The organism is Streptomyces lydicus (assembly GCF_004125265.1).
GTDB classification, from domain to species: domain Bacteria; phylum Actinomycetota; class Actinomycetes; order Streptomycetales; family Streptomycetaceae; genus Streptomyces; species Streptomyces lydicus_C.
The window spans coordinates 6,312,428-6,325,043 of sequence record NZ_RDTE01000003.1; the positions used below are offsets into that span (position 1 = coordinate 6,312,428).

Annotated in this window: 14 protein-coding genes; 8 read left to right on the forward strand and 6 right to left on the reverse strand. The window is 71.7% G+C overall.

All coding sequences use genetic code 11. From position 1 onward, the window contains the following. Positions 1-9: 9 nt before the first annotated feature. On the reverse strand, positions 10-885 hold the full coding sequence (locus D9V36_RS30315; protein ID WP_129296554.1) for a glycosyltransferase family 2 protein: 876 nt from the start codon (positions 883-885) through the stop codon (positions 10-12). Between the two features lie 264 nt (positions 886-1,149). Here D9V36_RS30315 and D9V36_RS30320 point away from each other — a divergent pair, with 264 nt between their 5' ends. From D9V36_RS30320 to D9V36_RS30330, 3 genes are all read left to right on the forward strand, one after another. Next, the gene (locus D9V36_RS30320) at positions 1,150-1,512 is read left to right on the forward strand and encodes a cupin domain-containing protein (protein WP_129296555.1); all 363 of its coding nucleotides are present in this window, start codon (positions 1,150-1,152) and stop codon (positions 1,510-1,512) included. A gap of 267 nt (positions 1,513-1,779) precedes the next feature. Further along, positions 1,780-2,190: a thioredoxin gene (gene trxA, locus D9V36_RS30325; protein WP_129296556.1), complete on the forward strand. Its 411-nt coding sequence runs from the start codon at positions 1,780-1,782 to the stop codon at positions 2,188-2,190. Beyond that, positions 2,187-2,783 (forward strand): histidine phosphatase family protein, encoded by a 597-nt coding sequence (locus D9V36_RS30330; RefSeq protein ID WP_129296557.1) that lies wholly within the window; start codon positions 2,187-2,189, stop codon positions 2,781-2,783. Before trxA ends, D9V36_RS30330 begins: the two co-directional genes overlap by 4 nt. A 203-nt stretch (positions 2,784-2,986) precedes the next feature. Here the strand turns inward: D9V36_RS30330 and D9V36_RS30335 are convergent, their stop codons facing one another. The 3 genes from D9V36_RS30335 to D9V36_RS30345 form a co-directional block, all read right to left on the reverse strand. Further along, positions 2,987-4,018, reverse strand: coding sequence for a rod shape-determining protein (locus D9V36_RS30335; RefSeq protein WP_129296558.1), 1,032 nt, complete (start codon positions 4,016-4,018; stop codon positions 2,987-2,989). 152 nt (positions 4,019-4,170) lie between these two features. Beyond that, the gene (locus D9V36_RS30340) at positions 4,171-4,830 is read right to left on the reverse strand and encodes a hypothetical protein (protein ID WP_129296559.1); all 660 of its coding nucleotides are present in this window, start codon (positions 4,828-4,830) and stop codon (positions 4,171-4,173) included. A gap of 147 nt (positions 4,831-4,977) precedes the next feature. Then, positions 4,978-5,961, reverse strand: coding sequence for a TetR/AcrR family transcriptional regulator C-terminal domain-containing protein (locus tag D9V36_RS30345; protein WP_129296560.1), 984 nt, complete (start codon positions 5,959-5,961; stop codon positions 4,978-4,980). 202 nt (positions 5,962-6,163) lie between these two features. Here D9V36_RS30345 and D9V36_RS30350 point away from each other — a divergent pair, with 202 nt between their 5' ends. After that, positions 6,164-7,834, forward strand: a complete 1,671-nt coding sequence (locus tag D9V36_RS30350; protein WP_129296561.1) for an MFS transporter — start codon at positions 6,164-6,166, stop codon at positions 7,832-7,834. A gap of 57 nt (positions 7,835-7,891) precedes the next feature. On the opposite strand, the gene D9V36_RS30355 is transcribed toward D9V36_RS30350, so the two are convergent. Continuing rightward, on the reverse strand, positions 7,892-8,344 hold the full coding sequence (locus D9V36_RS30355) for a hypothetical protein (protein ID WP_129296562.1): 453 nt from the start codon (positions 8,342-8,344) through the stop codon (positions 7,892-7,894). Positions 8,345-8,479: 135 nt separating this feature from the next. Continuing rightward, positions 8,480-8,911, reverse strand: a complete 432-nt coding sequence (locus tag D9V36_RS30360; protein WP_129296563.1) for a MarR family winged helix-turn-helix transcriptional regulator — start codon at positions 8,909-8,911, stop codon at positions 8,480-8,482. A gap of 88 nt (positions 8,912-8,999) precedes the next feature. Between D9V36_RS30360 and D9V36_RS30365 the strand changes: the two genes are divergently transcribed. The 4 genes from D9V36_RS30365 to D9V36_RS30375 all read left to right on the forward strand — a co-directional run bounded on the left by D9V36_RS30365 (position 9,000) and on the right by D9V36_RS30375 (position 12,546). Further along, the gene (locus tag D9V36_RS30365) at positions 9,000-10,019 is read left to right on the forward strand and encodes an NADP-dependent oxidoreductase (protein WP_129296564.1); all 1,020 of its coding nucleotides are present in this window, start codon (positions 9,000-9,002) and stop codon (positions 10,017-10,019) included. A gap of 177 nt (positions 10,020-10,196) precedes the next feature. Beyond that, positions 10,197-10,625, forward strand: coding sequence for an organic hydroperoxide resistance protein (locus D9V36_RS30370; protein WP_129296565.1), 429 nt, complete (start codon positions 10,197-10,199; stop codon positions 10,623-10,625). A 405-nt stretch (positions 10,626-11,030) separates the two neighbouring features. After that, positions 11,031-11,156: a hypothetical protein gene (locus tag D9V36_RS42720; RefSeq protein WP_018088072.1), complete on the forward strand. Its 126-nt coding sequence runs from the start codon at positions 11,031-11,033 to the stop codon at positions 11,154-11,156. Between the two features lie 388 nt (positions 11,157-11,544). Beyond that, entirely contained in the window at positions 11,545-12,546 is a 1,002-nt protein-coding gene (locus tag D9V36_RS30375) for a LacI family DNA-binding transcriptional regulator (RefSeq protein WP_129296566.1), read from the forward strand. Positions 12,547-12,616: the final 70 nt, after the last annotated feature.

The following is a 12,616-nucleotide window of genomic DNA, read 5'->3' on the forward strand; positions in this document are numbered from 1 at the left end:
GATGGCCCCTTAGATGACCGGGGGGCGGCCCAGCTTCGTCATGCGCCAGACCGTGCGCCAGCGCATCGGCCGCCGCCGTCCGCACGGGGTCCGTACCCCCTCGGCGAAACCCGCGGCCCAGGCGCGCAGGCCTGCCGCCGAGCGGGTGCGGACGGCTGTCAGTGCGGCCCATACGCCGAGGTAGAGCGGCACCAGGAGCGCGGGGAGGTGCCGCTTGGCCAGCCAGACGCGGTTTCTGGCGACCATGCGGTGGTAGACGGCGTGCCGGGTGGGCGAGGTGTACGGGTGCTGGAGCACCAGTTCCGGCGCGTAGCGGATGTGCCAGCCGTCGTCCAGGGCCCGCCAGGCCAGGTCGGTCTCCTCGTGCGCGTAGAAGAACTCGTCCGGCCAGCCGCCGATTCTGTCCAGCATCGGGACGGACAGCGAGTGCCCGCCGCCGAGGAACGTGGTGACCAGACCGCCGTGTGCCGGGTCGCCGACGCGCAGACGGGGGACGTGCCGGCGCTGGGTGCGGCCCCGCTCGTCGGCGACGCGGAAGCTCACGACCCCCAACTTCGGGTCGCCGGTGTGCAGTTCCGCCAGCCGGCTGAACACATCCGGGCTGATCAGCAGGCCGTCGTCGTCCAGATCGACCACCAGGTCGAGGTCCCCGAGCTTGCGCAGCTCGTCCAGGGCGACGTTCCGGCCGCCGGAGATGCCCAGGTTGTCGCTCAGCTCGATGCCCACGGCGCCGTGCGGCAGCGGGGGGAGCGGCGAGCCGTTCCCGATGACCACGATGTGGGCCGGCGGGAGGTCCTGCTTGGCGACCGAATCCAGCAGCGCCTGCAGTTCGGCGGGACGGTTTCCCATGGTCAAGATGGCGACGCCTACGCGCAGATGACGCACAGAAGAATGCTCCGTTCTTGGCGGTCCTTTCGCGATGCTAGCCGCCGGGGGAGGCGACTGCGTGCTACGGCACCTCCCCGGCGACATCCCGTCGGACGGCCGTGGCGGGGCTCTGTGGAGATGTTCCGGCGGCCCGCCAGGCCCCGGTGGCCGGGTGTTCCGGTACGGCGCACCATGGAACGACAGGGGGGTGTGCCCGGATGGCCGGACTGGCCGGTTGACCAGGCGGCCGGATCACCAGGGGGACGGACGGAGGAAGCCCTCATGATGGAAGTCAAGACGGTCGACAAGCCGGATGAACGGCGCGACTTTCCCCGGGGCCACCTCGAAGCCCTGCACCTCACCGGACTGGACTTTGCCGTGGCCACCTTCGAGCCCGGCTGGCACTGGACGGAGTCGATAGGGCCGATCGTCGGGACCAAAAGCTGCGAGGTACACCACAACTGCTACATGGTCCAGGGCCGGATGCGTCTGCGGATGAACGACGGCGCGGAGTCCGAAGTGGGCCCCGGCGACGTGTTCGTCTGTCCGCCCGGTCACGATGCCTGGGTCGTGGGGGACGAGCAGGTGATCCTGTACGACTTCGCGGGCGGTATGGCGACCGACTACGCCAAGGCGAAGAGCTAGGGGGCCACTAAGGGGCCGCTAGGGGGCCGGGAGTCTCGGGGGTGTTTCCCCTGGGGGTGAGGGTGCGCTTCGGGGGAGTCGCGGGGGCCGTGGTGGAGCCCGCTGGGTGGCGTGGCGTTTCCCACGTGAATCGCGATGTCTAGGAACGCGATCGTTGGGCAGGGGTGCGGAACGGTCCGGCGTGCGGAATACGTCACGGGTTGTGCCCGTTACCGCAGCCGGAGACCGATTGGCAATCGTCGACAGACCGGAAGCAGGGAAACACGCATGAGCACCATCGAGCTCACCAAGGACAACTTCGACGAAATCGTGTCCGGCAACGATTTCGTCCTCATCGACTTCTGGGCCGAGTGGTGCGGGCCGTGCAAGCAGTTCGGCCCGGTCTTCGAGAAGTCGTCCGAGACGCATGACGACCTGGTCTTCGCCAAGGTCGACACGGAGGCGCAGCCCGAGCTGGCCCAGGCCCTCCAGATCCAGTCCATCCCGACCGTGATGATCGTCCGCGAGAACATCGCGGTCTTCGCCCAGCCGGGCGCACTGCCCGCCGAGGCCCTGGAGGACGTCATCGGCCAGGCCCGCGCACTGGACATGGACGAGGTCCGCGCCTCGGTCACCGAGGCCCAGCAGAACGAGCAGGCCGAGGCCGCCGAGCAGGGGCAGCAGGCGCAGGGCTCGTGAGCGACCTCCTTCTGGTCCGGCACGGCGAGACCGAGTGGAGCCGGGACGGCAGGCACACCAGCTGGACCGATCTGCCGCTGACCGCGGTCGGTGAGGAGCAGGCCCGCGCACTGCGGCCGCTGCTGTCGGACCGGAAGATCGGGCAGGTGTACGCCAGCCCGATGAAGCGGGCGCTGCGCACCGCCGAACTGGCGGGCCTCGCCCGCCCGCAGACCGACGCCGACCTGCGGGAATGGGACTACGGCGGCTACGAGGGCATCGCCACCGCCGAGATCCACCGCAGCCGTCCCGGCTGGTATCTGTTCACCGACGGTGTCCCCGAGGGGCCCGACGGGCACCCCGGGGAGTCACCCGAGCAGGTCGGGGCGCGTGCGGACCGGGTGCTGGCGCGGATCGTGCCGCAGCTGGCCGCCGATGAGGGGGATGTGGCGCTGGTGGCGCACGCCCACTTCCTGCGGGTGCTGGCCGCCCGCAGGCTCGGACTGCCGCCCGGCGCCGGCGGGCTGTTCACGTTCGAGACCGGGGCGGTGGGCGTCCTGGGCACGGAGCACGACCGCCCCGCCGTGGTCGCCTGGAACGCCCGGAGTCTGTAGCTGCCCGGGGCCTGTAGGCCTGTAGGTTCCGGTAGTGGGTGGGCTGCCCGGCCAGGGAGCCTGTAGTGCCCAATTGGCCGGCCCGGCCCGGCCCCACGGCCCGCCCGGCCCGGCCCCACGGCCCGCCCGGCCCCGCCCCACGGCCCGCCCGGCCCCGCCCCACGACCCGGTGCGGCCCGGCCCCGCCCGGCGCGTGCCCGCCCCTACGGGTCCATCGGATCGAGGTGCAGGGGTTGCACCTTGCCCTCGATCATGGCGCCGAGCCCCATGACGGCACAGATGTCGGGGCGGTCCGCGGTGTGCACCGGCATGGTCGTGGCCTGATGGATCATCGGCTCCAGTCCGGGGATCAGCGCACTGCCGCCGGCGAGCACGATGCCGCGCTCCCCGAGGTCGGCCACCAGATCCGGCGGGCAGCGGCGCAGCACCGACCCGATGCCGTCGAGGATCGCGGTCAGCGGGGTGGTGATGGCGTCCCGTACCCGCTCGGTGTCGACGTGCACGGAGCGCGCCATCCCGCTGACCACATCCCGGCCGTGCACCTCGGTGGAGCCGGGTGTCAGGCCGTCGCCGCCGGAGAGGATCAGCTGCAGCGGACGTACCGCCTGGCCCGCCAGCATCAGCTCGTGGTGCAGCCGCAGGTGCTGGATCACTGCGTGGTCGATGGCGTTTCCGCCCACCGGAACGTTCTCCGCCGCCACGATCGAACCGAGCGAGAGCACCGCGACCTGCGTGGTTCCCGCACCACACACCACGATCATGGTGGCCTCCGGCTGCTCCACCGGCAGTCCGGAGCCCACCGCGGCGGCGACCAGGGTGTCGACCAGCTCCACCCGCCGTGCCCCCAGCCCCGTCAGCGTCTCCACGGCCGCCCGCTGGGCCAGCGGCTCGCTGCCGTACGGGAGGCAGACCGCGGCCCGCGTCGTGGGGCGGCGCCGCCAGGTCTTGCGCAGCCGCTCGCCGACCAGGGTGCGCAGCAGCCGCTGGGCCATGTCGATGTCGACGATGGTGCCGTTGGAGACCGGGCGCACCACCCGGATGTAGTCGGGGGTGCGCCCGTCCATCACCTCGGCCTGGGCGCCCACGGCCAGCAGTGCCCCGGTACGGGTGTTGATGGCGGCGACGGTCGGTTCATCGACGACCAGCCCCTGGTTTTTCACATACACCCTGGTCCGGGCCGCTCCGAGGTCGACGGCGGCCGAGCACCGCCGCAATTGGGCGAGGCTGATGGTCATGGATGATTCCTCCCCGACGGGCCGGTATGGACGAAAGCGCTGGTGCGGCCTGTTCGCAGGGACCGCTCGTGCGCCATCCTCCGGTCGCGCGCGGCCGCCCGCCCGCTGGAAAGGTCCGCTCGGGGGACGGGCGCAGGACGGGCCGGGGGCGGTTACGGCGAAGGAGTGAGGCCGGGGCCGTCGGCCGGTGTGGCGGGGGCCGAACCGGTCAGCCGCTGGTACAGCCCCCAGGTGAATTCCGCGACGATGTCCCGGGGGGTGCCGTCGGGACCGGGGGCGGTGCAGGCCAGCTGCCAGCGGGTGGGGGCGCTGCCCTCTCGCGGGCGGGCCGGTGCGAAGGCCCGGGCGACCTCGTCGACCGTGCACGACCAGGGCGTCAGATCCTCGGTCGTCCGCAGGTCAGGGGCCCTGGCGCCGGGTGCCCGGACGAGCCAGGCGTTCCAGACGGCGCCCCGGGTGCCGGTCAGGACCTCGAAACGCAGCTCGGGCCAGAGCGGAACGGCCCAGGCCAGGGCCTCGCAGGTCAGGTCGCCGATACGGCGGGTGGTGACGCTCTCGGGGGTGCCGAGCAGCGCACGATACGGCTGGACGCCGCCGCGCGCTCGCGGGGCGTGCATCCGTGCCTGCCAGCGGCGGTTGGCCTCGCGCATGTCGGCACGGGAGGCCCGCAGCGTGCGCAGGGCGTCCTCGACCAGGCCGGGGTGGTGGTCGGCCATCCGGCGCAGCAGGACGAGCTGGAAGGCGACCGGTCCCGGCAGGCCGGACGGGGCTCCGGAGCCGGCGGGCGGGTCGGTGTCAGCGGTGCCGTTCATGACAGACATGGTCGTGGATGGGGCGGGATCCGGGGGGCTGGGGAGGGGGCAGGGACCCGGATCCGGGAGTCGGGGACCGGGGGGCGGGGTCCGAGGGGCGGGGGCTGCGGAGGTTGCGGGGCCCGGGGCGGGAGCCGGGCGGGGCGCTCAGCCGGCGCCGTCGATACCACCGGCGCCGTCGGTGTCACCGGCCCCCGTCGCCGACCGCCCGACGAGCGTTTCCATCCCGTCCAGCAGCCGGGCCAGCCCGAACTCGAAGAGCGAGTCCTGATTCACCACGTCCTCACCTATCGCCGAGGCCCCCGCGTACATGGGGTAGGAGCCCAAGGTGAGGATCCCCTCGAACGTCGGCTCCATCGTGGCCATCCACTGCGCCTGGTCCATGCCGGTCTCCTGCTCGGCCTCCAGATCGTCCTCGAAGCCGGCGGCGGTGGCCAGCACGAAGCTCAGCAGCGTCAGCGCCATGTGGATCAGCGTCACCGGGTCCATCCCCCGGACCCGCGCCATGGTCCACTCGACCAGCGCCATCGCCCGTGGCATCGGCTGCGGCCGGGTGATCGACAGATACTGCGCCAGCCAGGGGTGCCGCCGGTAGAGCTCCCACTGCAGCCGTGCGCCCGCCTCCATCCGTGCGCGCCAGCCGTCCGGCGCCGGTTCGGGCAGCTCGACGTCGAGGAACGCGGCGTCCGCCATCAGCAGCACCAGCTCGTCCTTGCCGGCCACATGACGGTAGAGCGCCATCGAGGACACCCCGAACTCGGCGGCGACCCGGCGCATCGACAGCGCCCGCAGCCCCTCGGCATCGGCGACCTTGATCCCGGCCCGTACGACGCTCTCGCGGCTCAGCCCGCTGTCCGTCTCGCGCGGCCGCCGCTCCCGCGCGGGCCCGCCGCTGCGGGCGGTCCGCTGCGGCTCGGCCACGACCGTGCCCACCCCCGGTACGACCCGTACGAGTCCTTCCTGACGCAGCGTCATCAGCACCTTGGTGGCGGTCGCCATCGCCACCCCCCACTCCTGGGTGATCCGCCGGGTCGAGGGCACCCGGTCGCCCGGTGTCAGCTCGCCGGTGGCGATACGGCCCCGGATCGCGTCGGCGATCTTGCGGTAGGGCGGTGGGGACGACTGCTCCACAGGAGACCTCCGTACTAGTGCACCAGAAGAACGCAGGGTAGCCCTGCGAGGCGTGAGGGCGGTAAAGCGCACTTCAGCGCGTACACCAACGCAGGGCAGTGCACCAGGGCTACAGGGCTGGTGCACTAGTGTGACGCATCGCCAACTCCCTTGTCAGGACTATTGTTTGCACCGTAAGCGCAACCTGCTTACCGTGTCATCCATGTCGTTTACACCGTACGCATCCAAGCCGGTAGCCGGCCGCCGGGAGTGGACCGCCCTGGGCGTCCTCCTGCTGCCCTGCCTGCTCGTCTCGATGGACGTCTCGGTGCTCTACTTCGCGGTGCCGTTCCTGACCGCGGAGCTGAAGCCCAGCAGCGTCCAGCAACTGTGGATCCTCGACGTCTACGGGTTCGTCCTGGCCGGCCTGCTGATCACCATGGGCGCGCTGGGCGACCGCATCGGCCGCCGCAAGCTGCTGCTGTCCGGCGCTCTCCTCTTCGGACTCGCCTCCGGGGTGGCCGCCTACGCGCGCAGCGCCGAAATGCTCATCGCCGCACGGGTGTTGCTCGGCATCGGCGGTGCGACGCTGATGCCGTCCACCCTCGCGCTGATCCGCAACCTCTTCCACGACGCCAAGCAGCGCGGCAAGGCGGTTGCGATCTGGTCGGCCGCGGTGACCGGCGGCATCGCGGTCGGCCCGGTGCTCAGCGGGGCGCTGCTGGAGCACTTCTGGTGGGGCTCGGTGTTCCTGGTCAACGCCCCGGCGATGGTGCTGCTGCTGGTCTGCGGGCCGCTGCTGCTGCCGGAGTTCAAGAACCCGGCGGCCGGGCGCTTCGATCTGCCCGGCTCGCTGCTCTCCCTGCTCGCCATGCTGCCGGTGGTCTACGGCGTCAAGGAGATCGCCCGCGACGGCCTGGCGGCGCTGCCCGTCCTCGCCCTGGTGACCGGCTTGATCGCCGCCGCGGCCTTCGTCCACCGGCAGCGCACCGCCCGTCATCCGATGCTCGATCTGGAGCTCTTCCGGCACCGCGGGTTCAGCGTCTCGGTGCTGATGAACCTGCTGGCGATGTTCGCGATCGTCGGCTGTGCGGTGTTCTTCACCCAGTACCTGCAGTCCGTACGGGGCATGAGCCCCATGGAGGCGGCGCTGTGGAATCTGCTGCCGACCCTCGCGGTGGGCGGGATGGCGCCGGCCGCCACCGCGCTCGCCCAGCGGATGGACCGGGCCTATGTCCTCGCCCTGGGGTGCGGCATCGCGGCCGGCGGTTTCGTCTGGCTGTCCTGGCTGGAGCCGGGCTCGGCCCTGTGGTTCGTCCTGGTGGCCTCGGCGGTCTACGCCTCGGGCCTGGTGGTGGTGATGTCGCTCGGCAACGAACTGGCCATCGGCCTCGCGCCGCCCGAACGGGCGGGCTCCGCCTCGGCCGTACTGGAGTCCGGCACCGAACTGGGCGGCGCGCTGGGCATGGCGGTCCTGGGCAGCGTCGGGAGCGCGATCTACCGCGGTGACATCGGTGACGCGCTGCCCTCGAGCCTTCCGGCGGACGCGTCGGACGCGGCACGGGAGACGCTGGCGGGCGCCGTGGCGGTGGCCGGTCAACTCCCCGGCCGGGCCGGGGAGATGCTGCTGACCGCGGCCCGGGCGGCGTTCGCCGACGGGCTACGGACGGCGGTGCTGGGCGCCGCGGGCATCATGGTCTTTGCCGCGGTGCTGGCGCTGACGCTGCTGCGGGGGCTGCGGACGGCGGACGTTGCGGGGGAGCCGGGTGCTTCCGGGGTGGCCGGTGCGCAGCAGGGCGCGGAAGTTGAGGCAGGGGCTGGGGCAGGGGGAGGCGAGGGGGCGGAGTCAGCGCCGGAGGCGGGAGTGGGCGCGGCCGGTGCGCCTGCGCCCTGACTGCCCTCGCCGTCCGGCTGCGGACCTCATCGACCGGACAAGTCCTGGGCCACCGGCTCACTTGACCGGCGGGCAATATCCGGTCTTCTCGCCGATGGTGTTGATCTCGGCGTTGGACCGGGTGTCGCCGGCGTAGTTGATCTGGTCGGTGCAGCTGGTTCCGGGCTTCTTGGGGGTGCCCTTCGGCTTGTCGCCCTTCTCCGGCGCCGGGCAGTGCCCGGTGTCCTCGCCGATGGTGTTGATCTCGGCGTTGGAGCGGGAGTCGCCCGCGTAGTTGATCTGGTCGGTGCACTTCGTCCCGGACTTCGCGGGGGTGCTCTTCGACGCGTCGCCGGCGGAGTCCCGGGCGGTCTTGGCCTTGGGGGAAGAGGACTGGGTGGCCTGGGTGGAGGCGGTGGACGAGGCGGCGTCGGTGCCTCCGTCCTGGCAGGCGGTGAGCCCGAATGCGGCGACAGTGATCACCATGGCGGCGGCGGCCTTGCGGGCGAGGTGGAGCGTGGTGTGCGACATGGTCTTCTCGTTCTCTCCAGGTAGCGCTTCGGGTTCGTGAGCAAGACTGCCGCCCGCCGTTGATGATCTACCGACGTCCGGCTAACGCCCCGCTAACGCCCGAGGCGACCGTCGCACCCGCTGGGCCGTGCCGGTTCACTCGGGGGCGACGCCCAGCATGCGCTGGAGCAACTCCTTCAGCAGCGTCCGCTCGGCGACCGTCAGGCGGCCGAGGGGTTCGCGGGCGAAGTGGAGCGAGGTGCGCAGTGCCTCGGTCGTACGAGCGCCCTCGGCGGTCGGGGCGGCGAGCTTGACACGGCGGTCGGACGGATCGGGGCGGCGTTCGACCAGGCCGCGGGACTCCAGGCGGTCCACGATGCCGGTGACGTTCGACGGCTCGCACTTCAGGCGCTCGGCGACCTTGCGCATGGGCAGCGGCTCGAGGCTGAGCAGGCTGAGCACCCTGGCCTGGGCGCCGGTGAGGGAGTGCTCGGCCGCGGCGAGCTCGTACTCCTCGTAGTAGCGGGCGACGACGGTGCCGATGAGATCGACGACCTCGACGGTCAGGGAGTCTGCGCGGGGGGTCATACACACGAGGATACCCATTTACTTGACAACATGAAATATCGAGGAGCATGGTTGTTTCAGTACCTGAAGCTTTAGGAGGACCGCGCTTATGTCCGCACTGCCCACGACCGGTCGCGAATGGCACCTCGTCGCCCGCCCCCACGGCTGGCCCACCCCGGAGGACTTCGCCCTGCGCGAGGCCGCGGTGCCCGAGCTCGGCGAGGGCCAGATCCTCGTCCGTACGCAGCACTTCTCCGTCGACCCGTACATGCGCGGCCGGATGAACGACGTGAAGTCCTACGTCCCGCCCTTCCAGCTCGACCAGCCGATGGACGGCGGCGCGGTCGGCGAGGTCATCGCCTCGCGCGACGATTCCCTCGCCGTCGGTGACCATGTGCTGCACGGTCTCGGCTGGCGTGAGTACGCGGTGCTGGACGCCAAGCGCGCCGCCAAGGTGGACCCGTCGCTGGCTCCGCTCACCGCCTACCTCGGTGTGCTGGGCATGCCGGGCCTGACCGCCTACGCGGGCCTGCTGGAGGTCGCGTCCTTCAAGGAGGGCGACGCCGTCTTCGTCTCCGGCGCGGCCGGTGCGGTGGGCAGCGAGGTCGGCCAGATCGCCAAGCTCAAGGGCGCCTCCCGGGTCATCGGCTCGGCCGGTTCCGACGACAAGGTCAAGCTCCTGGTCGAGGAGTACGGCTTCGACGCCGCCTTCAACTACAAGAACGGTGATGTCGCCAAGCAGCTCAAGGAGGCCGCGCCGGACGGCATCGACGTCTACTTCGACAACGTCGGCGGCGACCACCTCGAAGCGGCCATCAGCTCCCTCAACGTCCACGGCCGCGCCGCCATCTGCGGCATGATCTCGATGTACAACGCCACGGAGCCGAGCCCCGCCCCGCGCAACCTCGCGATGGTGATCGGCAAGCGGCTGCGCCTCCAGGGTCTGCTGGTCAGCGACCACGCCGCGCTGCAGCCGCAGTTCGTCGAGGAGGTCTCCGCCTGGATCCGTTCCGGCGAGCTCAAGTACAGCGAGACCAAGGTGGCCGGCATCGAGAACGGCGTCGAGGCCTTCCTGGGCCTGCTGCGCGGCGAGAACACCGGAAAGATGATCGTGAGCCTCGACAGCTGACGACGGCTCGACGACGACCTGGGGGCGGGGGTGGGGTGGGGCGGGGGAAGCCCCAGGATCATCCGACTCACCCCCAACCCGCCGCACCTCCCCGCCCCTTGCCCCGCCCGTTAGGCTCGGCGGCACGCCGTCGTGATCCGTGGGCGCGAGTCGCGGCGAACCACAGGAGGATTTGGTATGTCCATCCAGTCCGTCGATGTCGTCTACACCGCCGTCGCCACCGCTGAGAACGGCCGTGACGGCCGCGTAGCCAGTGATGACGGCAAGCTCGACGTCATCGTCAACCCGCCCGAGGAGCAGGGTGGCAGCGGTGCGGGAACCAACCCCGAGCAGCTGTTCGCGGCCGGCTACAGCGCCTGCTTCCAGGGTGCGCTCAGCGTTGTCGCCCGCCGGGAGAACGCCGATGTCTCCGGTTCCCGGGTGACCGCCAAGGTCGGCATCGGCAAGACCCCGGACGGCGGCTTCGGCCTCACGGTCGAGATCTCCGCCGCGATCCCGAACGTCGACGCGGCCACCGCCCGTGACCTCGTGGAGAAGGCGCACCAGGTGTGCCCGTACTCCCACGCCACCCGCGGCAACATCGAGGTCACGCTGACCGTCGTCTGACGCATGGCGCCCGGCGCCCGGCCCCCAATGTCCGATGCCCGGCGCCCGGCCCCCAATGTCCGATGCCCGGCGCCCGGCCTCCTTGATGTCCGATGCCCGACGCCGGAGGCCGCGATGTCGGAGATCGAGGGCGTCGCAGGTCGAGGGCGCCGGAGGTCGAGAGCGCGAAGGCTGCGGGCGCCGGAGGCTGCGGCCTTCGGAAAAGTGAGCCAGGAGAAGTAAGGCCAGGGGCCGCATCCCGTGAACCGGGTGCGGCCCCTGGCGCGTCTGCCGGTTCCCGCCGACGCGGCGTCAACTCGCGTTATTCTGGCGGGGCTTCACCACGTTCCTCCCCACAGCTCCGCCGGCGGCCGGCCGGCGGGGGCCCTGGTCTCCGGGGCCTGTCCGGAGGAGCGAGGAGGAGCGATGGACGATCAGGACACGGAGCAGGAGAGCGACCGGTGGGCGCCGTCTGACAGATGGCAGGTGGTCATCGGGGTGCTGGGCCTGCTGGTGGCGATCGTCGCGTGTGTGGGGCAGTTCGCCCGGTAGGTGCCGGAGGGCCCCGTGGGTCCGGACACGGCCGGTGCCCGCCGTCGGGGCGGGACGGCCAACGGGGGAGTGCCCGGGCTCGACAGCCCCGTGCCCTCCCGCACCGCGATGTGACGCAGGACTGTGACGCATGACCGCGACGTACGGCGTGACGTACGACCTGACGCACGGCGCGACGCATGACCGCGACGTACGGCGTGACACACGACCTGGCCCATGACGCGGCGCATGGTGTGACGCAGCCAACATTCACCCCATCTTGACGCGCGCCCCGTGTAATCGATTTCGTAGCCCCCGCGAATCCCTCACGAAATCGATTACACATCGATCATGCGAAGCCGCTCCCCGCACCGGAAGCGCTCGCACGGACAGAAACGGCAATGGCGCCATGGCGAACATCAAGGATGTGGCAGAACGGGCAGGGGTCTCCGTCGCCACGGTCTCCCGGGTTCTCAACGGGCACAGCCCGGTCGCGGAGACCCGCGAGCGGGTGCTCGCCGCCGTACAGGAGCTGGGCTACCGCCCCAACAACGTCGCCCGCGCGCTGCGCACCGCACGGACCGGCGCGCTCGGTCTGATCATCAGCGACCTCACCAACCCCTTCTTCACCGAGCTGGCCGACGCCGTCGAGGACGAGGCCCGCAGCCTCGGCTACAGCCTGGTGATCGGCAACGCCGGCGAGCGGCCCGCACAGCAGGACGACTACATCCGCACCCTGCTCGACCGCCGGATCGACGGCCTGCTGGTCAGCTCGGCCGGCACCGGCTCGGCGATGCTCCGCGAGGTCGTCGCCTCCGGCACCCCGCTGGTGCTGCTGGACCGCGCCGTGCCCGGCATCGACGCCCCCTGCGTACGCGCCGACGGCCGCGCCGCGCTCACCGAGCTCGCCGCCCACCTCGCCGCCCTCGGCCGCCGCCGCCCGGCGATCATCGTCGCCCCGGCCGGCACCCCGACCGGTGACGAGCGCCTCGCCCTCTTCCGTACGGCGCTGGGCGGATACGGCCTCACCCTGCCCGACGAGCGGGTCGGCGCCACCCCCGACCTCCAGCACACCGGCGGCCGGCAGGTGATGAGCGCCTTCCTCGACCTCCCCGAACCACCGGACGCGGTGCTGGCCACCGACAACCTGATGGCGCTGGGCGCGATGGACGAACTCCGCGCCCGCGGGCTGCGGGTCCCCGACGATGTGGCGCTGGTGGTCTACGACGACGTGCCGTGGTTCACCCACACCGATCCGCCGCTGACCGCCATCGCCCAGCCCACCCGCGGACTCGGGCACGCCGCCGTCCACACCCTGCTGGAGCGCATCGAGGGGCGGCCCGCCGACTCGGTGCTGCTGCCCGCCCGGCTGGTCACCCGCCGCTCCTGCGGCGAGGCGCCCGCCTCCTGAGCAGGCCCGCCCGGCGCCCGGGACCGTCACTCCGGTCCCGGCTCCCCCGGCCGGGCGGGCCACCCGAGTC

Coding starts and splice junctions, on each gene's coding strand:
- D9V36_RS30320 (WP_129296555.1), top strand. CDS start 1,150: ATGATGGAAGTCAAGACGGTCGACAAGCCGGATGAACGGCGCGACTTT.
- trxA (WP_129296556.1), top strand. CDS start 1,780: ATGAGCACCATCGAGCTCACCAAGGACAACTTCGACGAAATCGTGTCC.
- D9V36_RS30335 (WP_129296558.1), bottom strand. CDS start 4,018: ATGACCATCAGCCTCGCCCAATTGCGGCGGTGCTCGGCCGCCGTCGAC.
- D9V36_RS30340 (WP_129296559.1), bottom strand. CDS start 4,830: ATGAACGGCACCGCTGACACCGACCCGCCCGCCGGCTCCGGAGCCCCG.
- D9V36_RS30350 (WP_129296561.1), top strand. CDS start 6,164: ATGTCGTTTACACCGTACGCATCCAAGCCGGTAGCCGGCCGCCGGGAG.
- D9V36_RS30355 (WP_129296562.1), bottom strand. CDS start 8,344: ATGTCGCACACCACGCTCCACCTCGCCCGCAAGGCCGCCGCCGCCATG.
- D9V36_RS30360 (WP_129296563.1), bottom strand. CDS start 8,911: ATGACCCCCCGCGCAGACTCCCTGACCGTCGAGGTCGTCGATCTCATC.
- D9V36_RS30365 (WP_129296564.1), top strand. CDS start 9,000: ATGTCCGCACTGCCCACGACCGGTCGCGAATGGCACCTCGTCGCCCGC.
- D9V36_RS30370 (WP_129296565.1), top strand. CDS start 10,197: ATGTCCATCCAGTCCGTCGATGTCGTCTACACCGCCGTCGCCACCGCT.
- D9V36_RS42720 (WP_018088072.1), top strand. CDS start 11,031: ATGGACGATCAGGACACGGAGCAGGAGAGCGACCGGTGGGCGCCGTCT.
- D9V36_RS30375 (WP_129296566.1), top strand. CDS start 11,545: ATGGCGAACATCAAGGATGTGGCAGAACGGGCAGGGGTCTCCGTCGCC.